Origin of the sequence: Streptosporangium sp. NPDC023825 (assembly GCF_040639575.1) — a bacterium.
In the GTDB taxonomy this organism is placed as follows: Bacteria; Actinomycetota; Actinomycetes; order Streptosporangiales; family Streptosporangiaceae; genus Streptosporangium.
In genome coordinates this window covers 91,919-107,003 of the sequence record NZ_JBFAAE010000026.1, presented here as the reverse complement: position 1 = coordinate 107,003, position 15,085 = coordinate 91,919, and the positions used below count along the sequence as shown (strand labels likewise).

Sequence of the window (15,085 nt, the reverse complement as noted above, 5' to 3'; positions counted from 1 at the left end):
GGGGCCGGCGTGGCGCGGGCGGCCCCCGGGGGCGCTTCCGGGCCGGTGGCGGACACTCCCCGGGGAGCGTCCGCCACCGGCCCGTACGCGTGAGGGCGGGCGCACCGCCCGTACGGCCTCCGGCTCACCGGCCGGTCCCGGCAGGCCGGTGGCGTTGACACCCCTGCCGCCGCGCCCTAGTTTGTGCAGGCTCAGACGATCTATCGAGGAATCGAAGGGGAGCGGTGGATGGCCGTCATCGATGCCCACCAGCACTTCTGGAACCTGGAGACGGGCTCCTACTCCTGGCTGACGCCGGAGGCGGGACCGCTCTACCGCACCTTCACCCCCGAGGAGCTCATCCCGCAGCTCGCCGCCACCGGTGTGGAGCGGACCGTGCTGGTCCAGGCCGCCGACACCTACGCCGACACCGACGCGATGCTGGCGCAGGCGGACGCCCACGACTTCGTCGCCGCCGTGGTGGGATGGGTGCCGCTGAACCGGCCCGACGAGGCGGCCGGGGCGCTGGAGCGCTACCGCAGGCATCCGAGGTTCGCCGGGGTCAGGCATCTCATCCACGACGACCCCGACCCCGACTGGGTCGTCCAGGACACGGTGGTCGAGAGCCTGGGCCTGCTCGCCGCGGCGGGGCTCCCGTTCGACGTGGTCGCGGTGCTGCCCAGGCACCTGGAGCACGTGCCGTTCCTCGCCGAGCGCGTCCCCGGGCTGCGGCTGGTCATCGACCACCTGGCCAAGCCGCCGATCAGGGAGAAGGGCTGGGAGCCGTGGGCGTCGCTCATCGCCCGCGCCGCCGAGCATCCCAACGTGTACGGCAAGGTGTCCGGTCTCAACACCGCCGCCGACCCCGAGACCTGGACGGCCGAGGACCTCCGCCCCTACGTCGACCACGCGCTCGAGGTGTTCGGCCCCGAGCGGCTGATGTTCGGCAGCGACTGGCCGGTGGCAGTCCTCGCCGGTGACTACGCCAAGGTCTGGGAGGAGACCGGCGTGCTGCTGTCAGGTCTCGACGGGGCCGGCCGGGACGCCGTCCTCGGCGGCACCGCCGCGCGCTTCTACGGCATCGAGGTCTGACCTCGCCCGTCCTGGCCCCAGGCCGGTTCGCTCCGTCCTCGGGCCGGGCTCCGTCCTCGGGCCAGGCTCCTTCCTCAGGCCGGTTCGCGCAGGAATCCGATGCTCGCCGCGAGGCCGCGGAGGTCGACACCAAGGCCGCGCAGGATGGAGACCGAGGCGTTCGAGGAGTCGGCCAGCAGTCCCTTCAGCAGATCCTCGCCTGTCACCTCGGAGCCGGTACCGGCTCCGGTGCCGGAGGTGTGCAGGGCGACCTCGACGACCTTCCTCGCCCTGGCGGTGAGGAGCAGGTCACCGGCCGGCCCGCTGAGCGTCACGTTCAGCGGGCGCAGCCGTGAGCGCGTCAGCCGCCACGCCAGGGGATCCGTCCGCCGGGCCGGGAGGCGCCGCCTGATCTCGTCCAGGTCGACGCCGATGGCGGCCAGCAGCTCGCGGTCGCCCGCCCGGCCCCTCGCGGCCTCGCGGTTCCGGATCTCCGCGCCGACCGCCTCGGGGGTGACGGCCTCCGCACCGGCCACTCCCGGTGTGACGGCCTGCGGAGTGGCCGTGAAACCCGCCACCGGCCACGACTCGGCCAGGGCGAGCAGGAGCATGTCCTCGTCGAGCGTGGTGCGGCCGTGGTCGAGCGACAGCAGTCCGGCGCGGACCGTGGTCCGCCGGGCCTCGGGGGTGAATCTCGCGAACATCGTCAGCTCCCGCCCTCGGTGATTCGGTGTGCGTGCTTGCGGTGTGCCGTCTGCCGCCTGACTCCGAGCGCCGCGGCGATGACCTCCCAGGACGAACCCCGGTTCCTGGCCTCGATGACGTGCGCGGCCTCGAGCTCCTCCAGGAGCCTGCGCAGTGCCGCCACGGCCGCCAGCGCCACCACCGGATCCTCGCCGTCGACGGCCTCGGCGAACTCGCTCAGCGATCCCATGGTGTCAGCATAAGCTGACAGATCCAGTTCTGTCAGCATTTGCTGACAAGATTTCGGCGCCTCGCCGGCTAATGGGAGCTAACGGGGTATCTCGCCGAGCGCCCCGCCGGTAACCCTCGACGCTTCCTGGCGCTCCCGGTGCTTCGCAGCGTTCCGGGCGGGGACGCGCTAGCGTGCAGGGGTGGACAGGATCTTCACCGTCGAGGAGGCGCGGGCGCTCATGCCCGTGCTGCTGGAGCGGGCCGCCGCGTTCGTGGCGATGCGGGGTGACCTGGCCGAGCTCGCGTACGAGCTCCGCAGCACCGGCACCTCCGAGTCCGGCGGGCTGGCGGAGGCGAAGGCCTACGAGGCCAGGCTGGAGGAGATCCTCGGCTGGTTCGAGGAGCGGGGCATCGAGGTCAAGGGTGTCGCGCCTCTGCTGGTCGACTTCCCCTCGGTGCTCGACGGGGTGCGGGTGCGGCTGTGCTGGCTCGAAGGGGACCGCGAGCTGATGTGGTACCACCGGGACGAGCTCGGCTTCGCCGGCCGCAGGCCCCTTCCCTGACCGTTCCCTGACCGCGATCCCCGGGAGCCCGACTACTCGATCACGAGGTTGACCGGGATGTTGCCCCGGGTGGCGTTGGAGTAGGGGCAGACCTGGTGGGCGGCCTCCACGAGGGCGGTGCCGGCCTCGCCGTGCAACTCGTCGGGGAGCTCGACGCGCAGCGTCACGGAGAGCGCCAGGCCCTTGCCCTCCTGGACGAGGCCCACCTCGGCGGTCACCGAGGCCTCGGAGACGTCGGCCTTCTGCCTGCGGCCGATCAGCTGGAGCGCGCTGGCGAAGCAGGCGGCGTATCCGGCCGCGAACAGCTGCTCGGGATTGGTGCCCTCGCCGGAGCCGCCCATCTCCTTCGGCGGCGTGAGGGCCACGTCGAGGCGCTTGTCGGACGAGACCGCCCGTCCTTCCCTGCCGCCGGCGTTGGCGGTGGCGATGGCCGTGTAAAGCGTACTCATCTGGATCTCCTTCTCGATTGTGGGCAACTCAATTGTGTGCAATTTAGTTGGTAGCAGTCAAGGTCGGTACAATCGAGGCGTGAAGATCTCCGTCGACGACCTGGTCTGCTTCGACGTGCACGCGGCGTCTCGCGCGATGGACGCCGCCTATCGCAGGGTGCTGGCCGAGCTCGGCCTGACCTACCCGCAGTATCTGGTCATGATGGTGCTCTGGGAGCGCGAGCCGGTGACGGTCAAGGAACTCGGGGTCAGGCTGCGGCTCGACTCGGGCACCCTGTCGCCGCTGCTGAAGCGGCTGGAGGCGGCGAGCCTGGTGCGCCGCGAGCGCAGCGCCGACGACGAGCGTTCCGTGCTGGTGCGGCTCACGTCCAAGGGGTCCCAGCTGGAGGAGCGGGCGTGCGACGTCCCCGCCCAGATCTTCGGGGCGGCCGGTCTCGCCCCCGCCGAGGTCCTCGACCTGCAGCGCACCCTGCGCCGCGTCATCGCCTTCCTCGACGAGTCCGCGCGGTGATCAGGAGGTTCCGCTGAGGTGGACCTCCCGGGCCAGCTTCGTCGTCTGGGCGGTGGAGCGCTGCCAGGTGGTCCCCGCCGGGTGGGCGGTCAGCAGGACCACGATCCAGCGTTCCTTGGGCCCGACGAGCCCGGTGGTGTGCAGGACCGGACGCCCCAGGTCAGGCACCGGCCCGGCCTGGGCGGGCGCGACCTGCGCGGCGGTCGAGACCCGCGCGGTGAGCGGGACGTCGCCGCCGGACACGAGCCGGGACACGGACACGGACACGGGCGCGGTGGAGGTCGTGGGGCGGGTCGAGGGCGCGGAGGGGGTCGCGGTGGAGGTCGAGGGCGCGGTGGAGGACGCGGAGGGGGTCGCGGGGCGGCAGCGGGCCGGGGGCGTGGAGCCGTACCCCGACCAGCCCTGCTTGACCGCCCACGGCCCGCGCACCGCGCGGGGGATGCCGAAGTACTGGTCGAAGCCGTCGGAGCCGCACTGCCCCGACCTGCGCAGATGGCCCAGGATCAGGTCGCGGACCCTGGGGTCGGCCCGGTCGAGCAGATAGCGGTAGGTCTTGACGACGTCCATCGCGCTGAGCGAGGTGTAACCCCAGAAGCCCGGCTTGTCGGCCGGCGGGGGAACGGTGTCGGTGAGTCGCAGCCTGCGGGCCATCCGCTGGACGATCCCGCCCTGGCCGCCCCGGGTCCAAAAGGACGTCGCCGCGTCGTCGTCGCTGACCCGCAGCATGACCTTGAGCAGTGCCAGGTCCCGCGAGGGAACGCTCCTGCGCGACTCCAGATAGTCGATCGCGATGAGGATCTTCACCACCGACGCCGACCGGAACCTCCGATGCGCGTTGCGGTACTCGGTCACCTTCGCCGCCTGCCGGTCGAAGACCACGTACCCGGCTGTCACCCCCGCCGGGACGTGCGGCTTGCCGGGGGCCGCGGCCGAAGCCGGAGCCGTGGCCGCCATCAAGGGGAGAACCGTCGCGAGGACCACCAGAAAACGCGTCACGGGACGAATGCCTATCAGATGTCGGCGCCGACGTCAGGTGGACGTCCCCGCAGGGGGCTCCCCGTTCCGGAGGCGGCGGCTCGGCAGGCTGGCTCCCGCGATATAACCGACTAAACATGTAGAGATTAAGGGTTTTGGTGTTATCGTCGTCATGTGTCGGCAGTTCCCTTGCATCTCGCCGTCGCTCTCGACGGCGCCGGATGGCATCCCGCGGCCTGGCGTGACCCCGCCGCCTCCCCGAAAGCCCTGTTCACCGCCGCCTACTGGGCCGCCCTGGTGGCCGAGGCCGAGCACGGCCTCCTCGACTTCGTCACCATCGAGGACTCCCTCGCCCTGCAGACCACGCGCCTGGACGGCCACGACGGCCGCACCGACCAGGTGCGCGGACGTCTCGACGCCGCCCTCGTGGCCTCCAGGATCGCCCCGCTGACCAGCAGGGTCGGGCTGGTGCCCACGGTCACCACCACGCACACCGAGCCCTTCCACGTCGCGAGCTCCGTCGCCACCCTCGACCACGTCAGTTCCGGGCGGGCCGGATGGCGCGCCCAAATCTCCGGGCGCCACACCGAGGCCGCCCACTTCGGCCGCAGGGAGGTCCCCGAGTTGACGCCGGAGAGCCTCGGCGACATCGACAGGTCACCCCTGGTGCGGGAGCTGTTCGGCGACGCCGCCGACGCCGTGGAGGCGGTGCGGCGTCTGTGGGACAGCTGGGAGGACGACGCGGTCATCCGCGACGTGGCCACCGGCCGGTTCGTCGACCGCGACAGGCTCCACTACGTCGACTTCGAGGGTGAGCGCTTCACCGTCAAGGGGCCGTCCATCGTGCCGCGACCTCCCCAGGGGCAGCCGCTGGTCACCGCGCTGGCGCACGCCCGGCTGCCGTACGAGTTCGCCGCGCGCGGAGCCGACGTCGTCCACGTCACGCCGCACGACACCGAGCGGGCGCGGACCATCGTGGCGGAGGTGCGCGAGATCGAGGGCGAGGTGCGCGACCCGGACGCCGGAGAGCTGAAGATCTTCGCGGACCTCGTCGTGTTCCTGGGAGAGGACGGGGACGAGGCCCGCGAGCGCAGGGCCCGGCTCGACGAGCTCGACGGTGCCGCCCACACCTCCGACGCGGCCATCTTCACGGGCACGCCCGGCGAGCTCGCCGGCCTGCTCCTGGAGTGGCGCGCGGCCGGCCTGGAGGGCTTCAGGCTGCGGCCCGCGGTGCTGCCGACCGACCTGAACGCGATCACCCGCGGCCTGGTGCCCGAGCTGCAGGCTCGCGACGCCTTCCGCCGCGCGTACGAGGCGGACACGCTGCGCGGCCACCTCCGCCTGCCCCGACCCGCCGGCCGCTACGCAGGGAGCCGACGATGAAGCAGGTCATCCTCGCCGCCCACTTCCCGGGCGTGAACAACCACACGGTCTGGAGCGATCCCGCCTCGGGCAGTCAGATCGACTTCGCCTCGTTCACCCACCTGGCGCGGACCGCCGAGCGCGGGAGGTTCGACTTCTTCTTCCTCGCGGACGGGCAGCGGCTGCGCGAGCAGCGCGGGAAGATCCACGACCTCGACGTGGTCGGCCGCCCCGACTCGCTCACCGTGCTCTCCGGCCTCGCCGCGGTCACCGACCACCTGGGCCTGGCCGGGACGATCAACGCCACCTTCAACGAGCCGTACGAGCTCGCCCGCAAGCTCGCCACCCTCGACCACCTGTCCGGCGGCCGGGCCGGGTGGAACGTCGTCACCTCCTCCGACGCGTTCACCGGGGAGAACTTCCGGCGGGGCGGTTTCCTGGAGTACTCGCAGCGCTACGAGCGGGCCGAGGAGTTCGTGCGTACCGTCAACGAGCTCTGGGACTCGTGGGCCGCCGGCGATCTCGTCGCGGACCCGGCGGCGGGCACGTTCGCCAGGCCGGGCGCGGGGGAGTTCGCCCACCGGGGCACCCACTTCGACATCGGCGGCCACTTCACCGTGCCGCGCAGCCCGCAGGGCCGCCCGCTCACCATCCAGGCCGGGGACTCCGAGGGCGGCAGGGCCTTCGCCGCGGCCACCGCCGACGCCGTCTTCTCCCGGCACAGCAGGCTCCAGGAGGGGCAGGCCTTCTACCGCGACATCAAGTCGAGGCTGGCCGCGCACGGCCGGTCGCCCGACTCCCTGAAGATCCTGCCCGGTGTCACGTTCGCGCTCGGCGACACCGACGCCGAGGCCCAGGAGAACGCCGACCACATCCGCCGCCAGCAGGTGAGCCCGCAGACCGCGATCCTGCTGCTGGAGCAGCTGTGGAACCGGGACCTGTCGGCCTACGACCCCGAGGGGCCGCTGCCCGAGATCGACCCGGACGTCTCGGACGACTCGATCATCAAGGGCCGGACCCGGATGTCCCGCGACCCGCTCAGGACGGCGGCGGAGTGGCGGGCCCTGGCCGAGGCCAAGAAGCTCGGCATCCGCGACCTGATCATCGAGGTGACCGGCAGGCAGTCCTTCATCGGCTCGCCCGCACGCGTCGCCGAGGAGATCAACGAGTTCGTGCAGAGCGACGCCTCCGACGGCTTCATCCTGGTGCCGCACCTCACCCCCGGCGGCCTGGACGCCTTCGTCGACACGGTCGTACCGCTGCTGCAGGAGCGCGGCGTCTTGCGCGCCGAGTACGAGACCACCACGCTGCGGGGCCATCTGGGGCTGGAGAACGAACGATGAGATTTCTGGCCATCACCCTGATCGTCCACGGTCCCGATCCCATCACCGGCGAGCTCAAGTCGACCAACGCGCGCCTGCGCGAGGTCGTCGAGAACGCCGTGCTGGCCGAGGAGCTCGGCTTCGACGGCTTCGGCGTGGGGGAGCGGCACGAGCGCCCGTTCATCTCCTCGTCCCCGCCGGTCGTGCTCAGCCACATCGCGGCCAGGACGTCGGCGATCAGGCTGTTCACCGCGGTCACCACGCTGAGCCTGCTGGACCCCGTGCGGGCCTACGAGGACTACGCCACCCTCGACCACCTCTCCGGCGGACGCCTGGAACTCATCATCGGCAAGGGCAACGGCGCCGCGCAGGCCCAGCTGTTCCACGTGACCGGCGAGGACCAGTGGGAACGCAACCGGGAGGGCTACGAGCTGTTCCGCCGCCTGTGGCGGGAGGACAAGGTGACCTGGTCGGGGAGGTTCCGGCCGTCCCTGACCGACGCGGAGACCTGGCCGCGCCCGCTGCAGCGGCCCATCCGCGTCTGGCACGGCAGCGCCACCAGCAAGGAGTCGGTGGAGCTCGCCGCCCTGTACGGCGATCCGCTCTTCTCCGCCAACGTCAGCAACCCGGTCGAGCCGTACGAGGAACTGGTCCGCCACTACCGGGAACGCTGGGAGTTCCACGGCCACGACCCCGCCGACGCCCTGGTGGGCGCGGGCACCGCGGGCTACTACGCGACGAAGAACTCCCAGGACGCGATCGAGACCTACCGGCCGATCTTCAACGCCCGGCTGGAGCTGTTCAGGAAGGTCGGCGTGACCCCGGTCTTCCACACCCTGGAGGACGCCATCGAGCGCAGCTCGATCCTGGTCGGCAGCCCGCAGCAGATCATCGACAAGGTCCACCGCTACCACGAGCGGCTCGGGCACGAGGTCATGCACCTGCACGCCGACGCGGACGGCCTCACCGACAAGCAGCACCGGGCGGCCCTGGAACTCTTCCAGAGCGACATCGCCCCCGTGCTGCGCGCGGAGATCCCCAGCAGGCCGTTCCCCCGTCACGGGGACTCCGAGCACGGGAGGCCGGGCCCGGGACCGGACAGTACCCGGCACGAGGACACTCCGCACGAGGACTCGCGGCACGGTGACGCGCGGGACGGAGGCCCACCACATGAGGGTTCGCGGGACGGGGGGCGGCCGTGACCTCCCTGTCGATCCTCGACCTCGCCCCCATCCCCTCCGGCGGCACCCCGGGCGACGCGCTGCGCAACACGCTGGACCTGGCCCGGCGGGCCGAGGAGTTCGGCTATCGCCGCTACTGGGTGGCCGAGCACCACCTCGCGCACGGCGTCGCCAGTGCCGCCCCCGCCGTGCTCATCGCCCTGCTGGCCGCCGCGACCAGCACGATCAGGGTCGGCTCGGGAGCCGTCCAGGTCGGCCACCAGACCGCGCTGTCCGTGGTCGAGCAGTTCGGCCTCGTCGACGCGCTCTACCCGGGCCGCGTCGATCTCGGCCTGGGCCGCTCGGGCCGGCGCAAGGCGGAGTTCGCGGAGCTCGCCAAGAAGACCCCGCCCCCGCCGAAACCCGCCAGGATCGTCGACGGGCTGCTCATCCCGGAGGCCTTCTCCTTCGCCGCGCTCGCGAAGTCTCCGCTGTTCTCCCTGTACGGCGCGCTGCTGCAGCAGCCGGGCGCGGAGAGTCCCGACTTCGCCGACCAGGTCGACGAGATCGCGGCACTGCTGGCCGGGACCTACCGTTCCCCCGACGGGGTGGCCGCGCACGCCACACCGGGCGAGGGCGCGGATCTGCGGCTGTGGATCCTGGGCAGCAGCGGCGGGCAGAGCGCGCAGGTGGCGGGGGAGCGGGGACTGCCGTTCGCGGCGAACTACCACGTCAGCCCGTCCGGGGTGCTGGACGCCGCGGAGGCGTACCGGGCGGCGTTCAAGCCCTCGGAGGTCCTCGCCGAGCCCTACCTGATCGTCTCGGCCGACGTCGTCGTGGCGGAGGACGACGAGACGGCCAGGGAACTCGCCTCCCCGTACGGGCTCTGGGTCCGCAGCATCCGCACCGGCGCCGGGGCGATGCCGTTCCCGACACCGGCCGAGGCGGCGGCCCACGAGTGGACGCAGGAGGACCGCGCGCTGGTCGCCGACCGGCTGGCCACCCAGTTCGTCGGCTCCCCGCGGACCGTCACGGAGAGGTTGCGCGTGCTGCGCGACGTCACCGGCGCCGACGAGCTGCTCGTCACCACCATCACCCACGACCACGCCGACCGGGTCCGCTCCTACGAGCTGCTCGCCGCGGAATGGGAAGGAGACGCCGTCACAGGTTGAGCCCGCACCACCCACGCCCCCTCCGGCACCCGGCGGTCACCGCCGGGTGCCGGAGGTTTTTCCGTGAATCCGGTCGAGGGACGTCGAGAAAGCGTCGCGAGCTCCGACGTCCCCGGTGAGGCGCCCCGCGACGGGGTGTCCGAGATCCGTCAGCCGAAGAGAGTCCGTCACGGGACGACGATCCGTCAGCGGGGACAACCCGCCGGCGGGCGGGGATCCGTCACGGGAGGAGAACCGCGCCCCGCGGGGTGTGGGAAGGGACAATACTGTGAGAACCTCTGCCCTCGGCAGCATCCTGTTCGGCAGCGCCGACCCGGCCGGGCTGCACGCCTGGTACGTCGCCGCGCTGGAACCCGAGCACTCCGGAGACGGCTTCATCGACTTCGGCGGTGTCCGGGTGCTCTTCGAAGGCCGCGCCGACGTCGCCCCGGCGACCGCCGAACCAGGACGGGTGATCTTCAACTTCCACGTGGAGGATGCTCGCGCCACGGCCGCGCATCTCGACGGCCTGGGGGTGACCTGGCTGGTCGAGGTCGAGCGGCGCGACGCCGGGCTGTTCGGCACGCTGGTCGACCCGGACGGCAACTACATCCAGATCATCGAGCTCAGCCCGGAGTATCTCGCCGCCGCACGGCGATGACCCGCCGGGGAACGGCGAGAAGACGGCCCGTCCGGGGAACGACGGGGAAGAGGACCTGTCCGGGGAACGACGGGAAAGGGAGAAGCACATGTTCCGGCAGACCAAGGCGTTCAGCGGGTTCGCGGTGGACGACGTCGAGACGGCGAGGAAGTTCTACACCGAGACCCTGGGGCTGGAGGTGTCGGAGGAGAACGGCATGCTGACCCTGCACCTCGCCGGGGGCGGGAAGGTACTGGTCTACCCCAAGCACGGCCACGTCCCGGCCTCGTACACCATCCTCAACTTCCCGGTGGACGACATCGACGCCGCCGTCGACGGGCTGGTCGGGCGCGGGGTGGTCTTCGAGCGGTACGACGGCTTCCCGCAGGACGACAGGGGCGTCATGCGGGAGGAGGGACCTCCCATCGCGTGGTTCAAGGACCCCGCGGGCAACATCCTGTCCGTGCTCCAGGACGGATGACCGGCTGAGCGGCGGGATCCGCCCGCCCCGCAGGGACGGCGGGGCGGGCGGATCTCAGGCGCGCTTGGCGATGGCGGTGATGAAGGGCTGGACGAGCCGCGCGGCCAGCGGGCCGAACGCGGCGAGGATGAGGACGTACGCGGCGGCCAGCGGGCCCAGGTCGGGATGGACCCCGGCGGCCACCGCGAGGCCGGCGATCACGATGTTGAACTCGCCCCGGGGGATGAGCGCGATGCCGGCCCGCGCCTGCCCGGCCTTGGCGATGCCCGCCCGGCGGGCGGCGTAGGCGCCGGTGAGCAGCTTCGTGATCATGCTGATCAGGGCGAGCAGCGCGGCCAGCCCGGCGACCGGCAGGATCTTGGTCGGGTCGGTCTGCAGGCCGAAGAAGACGAAGAACACCGCGGCGAACAGGTCGCGGATCGGGGTGAGCAGCGCCTGGGCGTCCTCGGCCAGCTCGCCCGAGAGGGCGATGCCCACCAGGAAGGCGCCGACCGCGGCTGAGACCTGCAGCTGCTGGGCCACCCCGGCGACCAGCAGCGCGAGCCCGATGACCTTCAGCAGCAGCACCTCGGAGTTGGGGCTGGAGACGAACGCCTCGATGGCCTTGCCGTAGCGGAGCGCGACCAGCAGCACGACGCTGACCGCGGCCAGCGCGATCGCCACGGTGACCGCGCCGCCGGCGAAGCTCAGCCCGGCCAGCACCGCGGTGAGGACCGGCAGGTAGATCGCCATCGTGAGGTCCTCGAAGACCAGCAGCGACAGCACCACCGGTGTCTCGCGGTTACCGATCCACCCGAGGTCGGACAGGACCTTCGCGGTGATGCCGGAGGAGGTCGCGTACGTGACGCCGGCCATGGCGATGGCGGCCACCGGGCCCCAGCCCAGCAGCAGCGCGGCGATCGCGCCCGGCGCGGCGTTGAGCACCAGGTCGACGACGCCCGCGCGCGCGTTGCTCTTGAGGCTCGTCACGAGCTCGTCGGCGTTGTACTCCAGGCCGAGGGTGAGCAACAGCAGGATGACGCCCAGCTCGGCGCCGACCGCGATGAACTCCTCGCTGGTGGCGAGGGGCAGGATGCCGCCGGTGCCGAAGGCCAGGCCCGCGATGAGGTAGAGGGGGATGGGGGATATGCCCACTTTTAGGGCGAGTGCTCCTAGTATGCCGAGCCCGAGAAGGACAGCACCGAGCTCAAGGAAGAGAATCGCAGTGTGCACCCGGTGCCCTACCCGCCGGAAAGGATGTCGGAGACGGCGGATGTGCTCTCGGGGCTGCCCACCACGACCACCACGTCGCTCTCGGCCAGCCCGAAGTCGGGGGCGGGGCTGGCGAACACCTGGCCCTCGCGCACCACGGCCACGATGGAGGCGCCGGTGCGGGTGCGGACGCGCGCGTCACCCATCGGCCGGCCGGCGTACGGAGAGCCGGGCAGGATCGGCAGCTGCAGGCTGACCAGGCCCTCGACCTCGCGGTGCAGGGCGTTGAGGCGCTGAACGATGCGCGGGGCGCCGAGCAGCTCGGCGAGCGCGTCGGCCTCCTCGTCGTTCATCTTGACGGTCTCGCACGCGCGGTCGGGATCGTCGGGGTCGTATATCACCAGGTCGCGGCGACCGGTGCGGTGAGAGACGATCCCGATGCGCCTGCCCGACCGCGTCGTGAACTCGTGCCGCAGTCCTATACCGGGCAGTGCCGTCTGCTCGACCTCCACCGTGCCAGCTCCTCCGCGTGCGCGTTCACTTGTCCTTTGCCGAAAACCTACCAACCGGGGCCCTGCCGTGCGTAAGCCGGTAATACCCTGTATTTCCGATTGACTTTGTGGGTTATATGCCGGACGATGAGCGGGAACCCAGCCTCCCGCCGTGAATGAGGTCTTCCGTGTCCGCTCCCGCCGTCGACGCGGGGATGCGACAGCGGGCCGTGCCACCACGGTCACGCGTCCCGCTGTCCTCCTCCGCAGCCTGGCAGCGTTTCGTCAGCCCCCTGGTCATCGTCGTCGTATGGCAGATCGCCAGCGCCACCGGGCTCCTCCCGGAACGGCTCCTCGCCTCACCCCTGAAGATCCTCACCACCGCCGCCGGGCTCGTCCAGGAGGGCGTCCTGCCCGAGGCGATCGCCGTCTCGCTGCAGCGGGCCGCGATCGGCTTCGCCCTGGGCGCGGTCGCCGGAATCGGCCTCGCCCTGGTCGCCGGGCTCAGCCGGGTGGGCGAGAACGCCGTCGACCCGCCGCTGCAGATGCTGCGGGCGCTTCCGCTGTTCGGCCTGATCCCGCTGTTCATCCTCTGGTTCGGCATCGGGGAGATCCCCAAGGTGGCCCTGGTCGCCCTCGGCGTGCTCTTCCCGCTCTACCTCAACACCTTCTCCGGAATCCGCGGCGTCGACGGCAGGCTCGCCGAGGTGGCGCGGGTGCTGCGGCTGAGCCGCACGGAGACGGTCACCCAGATCGTCCTGCCGGGCGCGCTGGCCCAGACCCTCGTCGGCCTGCGGCAGAGCCTGGGCGTGGCCTGGCTGGCGCTGATCGTGGCCGAGCAGATCAACGCGGACGCCGGACTGGGATACATGATCAACAACGCCCGGGAGTTCCTGCGCACCGACGTGGTCGTCGTCGGCCTGATCGTCTACGCGATCCTCGGCCTGCTGACGGACGCGGTGGTGCGCCTGCTGGAGAGGAGGGCCCTGTCATGGCGGCAGAATTTCCTGTCACGCTGACCACGTCCCGTACCGAGGCCCCGGTCCGCACCGAGCCCCGATCCGCCACGAGAACCCGGCCCTCCGCGGAGGCCCCGTCCCGTACGGCGGCTCCGGTGGCGGCGGTCAGGGGGCTCACCCGGGCCTTCGGAGAGCGGCGGGTCCTCGACGGGATCGACCTGGAGATCGGCCGGGGCGAGTTCGTCGCCCTGCTCGGCCGGAGCGGCTCGGGCAAGTCCACCCTCCTGCGGGTGCTCGCGGGGCTCGACCCCGGCGCCGAGGGTGGGGTCGAGGTCGGCGGCACGGTCGCCGTGGCCTTCCAGGAACCCCGGCTCGTGCCGTGGAGGCGGGTCCTGGCCAACGTCGCCCTCGGCCTGCGCGCCCCCGACCCGCGCGCCGCCGCGCTGGCCGCGCTGGAGGAGGTCGGCCTCGGCGGGCTGCGCGACGCCTGGCCGCTCACCCTGTCGGGCGGCGAGGCCCAGCGGGTCTCCCTGGCCAGGGCACTGGTCCGCGAGCCCGGCCTGCTCCTGCTCGACGAGCCGTTCAGCGCCCTGGACGCGCTGACCCGCATCACCATCCACCGGCTCGTGCTCGACCTGTGGGCGAGGCACCGCCCCGGCATCCTGCTCGTCACCCACGACGTGGACGAGGCCATGCTGCTGGCCGACCGCGTCCTGGTGCTCGACGGGGGCGCCATCGCCCACGAGTCCGGGGTCGAGCTGCCCCGGCCCCGCCACCGCGACCACCCCGACCTCATCGCGCTGCGCTCCACCCTGCTCGACCGGCTGGGCGTCACCCCGGAGGGAACCGCATGAAACGTCGCATCACCACCCTGATCGCCGCGGCACTGCTCCTCACCGTCACCGCCGCCTGCGGGGCGAGGGAGGAACCACGCGTCCGCGCCGACGGCTCGGTCGACCTGTCCCAGGTGACGCTGCGCGTCGGCGACCAGAAGGGCACGGGCCTGCAGGCGCTGCTGACCGCGGCCGGCCAGCTCGACGACGTCGAGTACAAGGTGACCTGGTCCCAGTTCACCTCGGGGCCGCCGCTCCTGGAGGCCATCAACGCGGGCTCCCTGGACTTCGGCGCGGTGGGCAACTCCCCGCCGGTCTTCGCCGCCTCCGCCGGGGCGAAGATCGCCATCGTCGCGGTCTCGGAGAAGGGCCGCGGCGGCCAGGCCGTCGTCGTCCCGGCCGGCTCGTCCATCAAGACCCCGGCCGACCTGCGCGGCAGGCGCGTCGCCGTGGCCAAGGGCAGCTCCTCGAACTTCCACCTGCTGGCCGTGCTGAAGAAGGAGGGCCTGAGCTTCGGCGACATCCAGCCGCAGTATCTCCAGCCGCCGGACGCCCTGGCCGCGCTCTCCTCCGGCAAGATCGACGCCTGGGCCATCTGGGACCCCTACACCGCCCAGGCCCAGGCCCAGACCAAGGCGCGCATCCTGATCGACGGCGAGGACTACACCAACGGGTTCGAGTTCCAGATCACCGGCAGGGAGACCCTCGCCGACCCGGCCCGCACGGCGGCGCTGGGCGACTGGGTGACGCGGATCCGCAAGGCGCACCGGTGGGCCAACGACAACCAGGACGAGTGGACCAAGGTCTACTCCGAGCTCACCGGGCTCGACCCGGGCATCGTCGGCACGGCGATCAAGCGCAGCTCGTTCAAGGACCTCAAGCTCGCCGGTGACGTCGTCGAGCGCGAGCAGCTGGTGGCCGACGCCTTCAGCGAGGCCAGGCTCATCCCGGCACCCATCAAGATCGCCGACGTCGTCGACACCCGGTTCGACGCCATTCTGGAGAACCCCTCGTGACGCTCCCCCCGAGGTT

The 15,085-nt window shown here is 71.8% G+C and carries 18 protein-coding genes; 12 read left to right on the top strand and 6 right to left on the bottom strand.

The annotated features are described in order from the left end of the window. Positions 1 to 228 precede the first annotated feature (228 nt). A complete protein-coding gene (locus tag AB0G15_RS23150) occupies positions 229 to 1,071 on the top strand; it encodes an amidohydrolase family protein (RefSeq protein WP_362843163.1) in 843 nt (280 codons plus the stop codon). Positions 1,072 to 1,145: 74 nt separating this feature from the next. On the opposite strand, the gene AB0G15_RS23145 is transcribed toward AB0G15_RS23150, so the two are convergent. Beyond that, positions 1,146 to 1,754 carry a Clp protease N-terminal domain-containing protein gene (locus AB0G15_RS23145; protein ID WP_362843160.1) on the bottom strand — a complete coding sequence of 203 codons (609 nt, stop codon included), beginning with the start codon at positions 1,752 to 1,754 and terminating at the stop codon, positions 1,146 to 1,148. Positions 1,755 to 1,756: 2 nt separating this feature from the next. Continuing rightward, positions 1,757 to 1,984 carry a helix-turn-helix domain-containing protein gene (locus tag AB0G15_RS23140; protein ID WP_362686394.1) on the bottom strand — a complete coding sequence of 76 codons (228 nt, stop codon included), beginning with the start codon at positions 1,982 to 1,984 and terminating at the stop codon, positions 1,757 to 1,759. 181 nt (positions 1,985 to 2,165) lie between these two features. On the opposite strand from AB0G15_RS23140, the gene AB0G15_RS23135 reads away from it, so the two are divergent. Further along, entirely contained in the window at positions 2,166 to 2,528 is a 363-nt protein-coding gene (locus tag AB0G15_RS23135) for a DUF2203 domain-containing protein (RefSeq protein WP_362843157.1), read from the top strand. A 32-nt stretch (positions 2,529 to 2,560) separates the two neighbouring features. Here the strand turns inward: AB0G15_RS23135 and AB0G15_RS23130 are convergent, their stop codons facing one another. Continuing rightward, positions 2,561 to 2,977 carry an organic hydroperoxide resistance protein gene (locus AB0G15_RS23130; RefSeq protein WP_362843154.1) on the bottom strand — a complete coding sequence of 139 codons (417 nt, stop codon included), beginning with the start codon at positions 2,975 to 2,977 and terminating at the stop codon, positions 2,561 to 2,563. 79 nt (positions 2,978 to 3,056) lie between these two features. On the opposite strand from AB0G15_RS23130, the gene AB0G15_RS23125 reads away from it, so the two are divergent. After that, positions 3,057 to 3,488 (top strand): MarR family transcriptional regulator, encoded by a 432-nt coding sequence (locus AB0G15_RS23125; RefSeq protein ID WP_362686403.1) that lies wholly within the window; start codon positions 3,057 to 3,059, stop codon positions 3,486 to 3,488. On the opposite strand, the gene AB0G15_RS23120 is transcribed toward AB0G15_RS23125, so the two are convergent. Next, a complete protein-coding gene (locus AB0G15_RS23120; RefSeq protein WP_362843152.1) occupies positions 3,489 to 4,484 on the bottom strand; it encodes a hypothetical protein in 996 nt (331 codons plus the stop codon). It lies immediately after the preceding gene. A gap of 153 nt (positions 4,485 to 4,637) precedes the next feature. Here AB0G15_RS23120 and AB0G15_RS23115 point away from each other — a divergent pair, with 153 nt between their 5' ends. The 6 genes from AB0G15_RS23115 (at position 4,638) to AB0G15_RS23090 (ending at position 10,579) form a co-directional block, all read left to right on the top strand. Beyond that, positions 4,638 to 5,846, top strand: a complete 1,209-nt coding sequence (locus AB0G15_RS23115; protein WP_362843150.1) for an LLM class flavin-dependent oxidoreductase — start codon at positions 4,638 to 4,640, stop codon at positions 5,844 to 5,846. Further along, a complete protein-coding gene (locus tag AB0G15_RS23110; protein WP_362843147.1) occupies positions 5,843 to 7,168 on the top strand; it encodes an NtaA/DmoA family FMN-dependent monooxygenase in 1,326 nt (441 codons plus the stop codon). Before AB0G15_RS23115 ends, AB0G15_RS23110 begins: the two co-directional genes overlap by 4 nt. Continuing rightward, positions 7,165 to 8,349 (top strand): LLM class flavin-dependent oxidoreductase, encoded by a 1,185-nt coding sequence (locus AB0G15_RS23105; RefSeq protein WP_362843144.1) that lies wholly within the window; start codon positions 7,165 to 7,167, stop codon positions 8,347 to 8,349. Before AB0G15_RS23110 ends, AB0G15_RS23105 begins: the two co-directional genes overlap by 4 nt. Beyond that, positions 8,346 to 9,479 carry an MsnO8 family LLM class oxidoreductase gene (locus AB0G15_RS23100; protein ID WP_362843141.1) on the top strand — a complete coding sequence of 378 codons (1,134 nt, stop codon included), beginning with the start codon at positions 8,346 to 8,348 and terminating at the stop codon, positions 9,477 to 9,479. Before AB0G15_RS23105 ends, AB0G15_RS23100 begins: the two co-directional genes overlap by 4 nt. Before the next feature lie 268 nt (positions 9,480 to 9,747). Further along, the gene (locus tag AB0G15_RS23095) at positions 9,748 to 10,119 is read left to right on the top strand and encodes a VOC family protein (RefSeq protein ID WP_362843138.1); all 372 of its coding nucleotides are present in this window, start codon (positions 9,748 to 9,750) and stop codon (positions 10,117 to 10,119) included. An 88-nt stretch (positions 10,120 to 10,207) separates the two neighbouring features. Beyond that, positions 10,208 to 10,579, top strand: coding sequence for a VOC family protein (locus tag AB0G15_RS23090; protein WP_362843135.1), 372 nt, complete (start codon positions 10,208 to 10,210; stop codon positions 10,577 to 10,579). Between the two features lie 54 nt (positions 10,580 to 10,633). Here the strand turns inward: AB0G15_RS23090 and AB0G15_RS23085 are convergent, their stop codons facing one another. Both AB0G15_RS23085 and AB0G15_RS23080 read right to left on the bottom strand, forming a co-directional pair. After that, entirely contained in the window at positions 10,634 to 11,713 is a 1,080-nt protein-coding gene (locus AB0G15_RS23085; protein WP_362686427.1) for a cation:proton antiporter, read from the bottom strand. A gap of 86 nt (positions 11,714 to 11,799) precedes the next feature. Beyond that, positions 11,800 to 12,282, bottom strand: coding sequence for a cation:proton antiporter regulatory subunit (locus AB0G15_RS23080; RefSeq protein ID WP_362843132.1), 483 nt, complete (start codon positions 12,280 to 12,282; stop codon positions 11,800 to 11,802). A gap of 167 nt (positions 12,283 to 12,449) precedes the next feature. On the opposite strand from AB0G15_RS23080, the gene AB0G15_RS23075 reads away from it, so the two are divergent. Genes AB0G15_RS23075 through AB0G15_RS23065 form a run of 3 tightly spaced genes read left to right on the top strand, consistent with a single transcriptional unit; the run spans position 12,450 to position 15,069 of the window. Then, on the top strand, positions 12,450 to 13,280 hold the full coding sequence (locus AB0G15_RS23075) for an ABC transporter permease (protein ID WP_362843129.1): 831 nt from the start codon (positions 12,450 to 12,452) through the stop codon (positions 13,278 to 13,280). Continuing rightward, positions 13,253 to 14,074, top strand: a complete 822-nt coding sequence (locus AB0G15_RS23070) for an ABC transporter ATP-binding protein (RefSeq protein ID WP_362843126.1) — start codon at positions 13,253 to 13,255, stop codon at positions 14,072 to 14,074. Before AB0G15_RS23075 ends, AB0G15_RS23070 begins: the two co-directional genes overlap by 28 nt. Further along, entirely contained in the window at positions 14,071 to 15,069 is a 999-nt protein-coding gene (locus tag AB0G15_RS23065) for an ABC transporter substrate-binding protein (protein ID WP_362843123.1), read from the top strand. Before AB0G15_RS23070 ends, AB0G15_RS23065 begins: the two co-directional genes overlap by 4 nt. Positions 15,070 to 15,085: the final 16 nt, after the last annotated feature.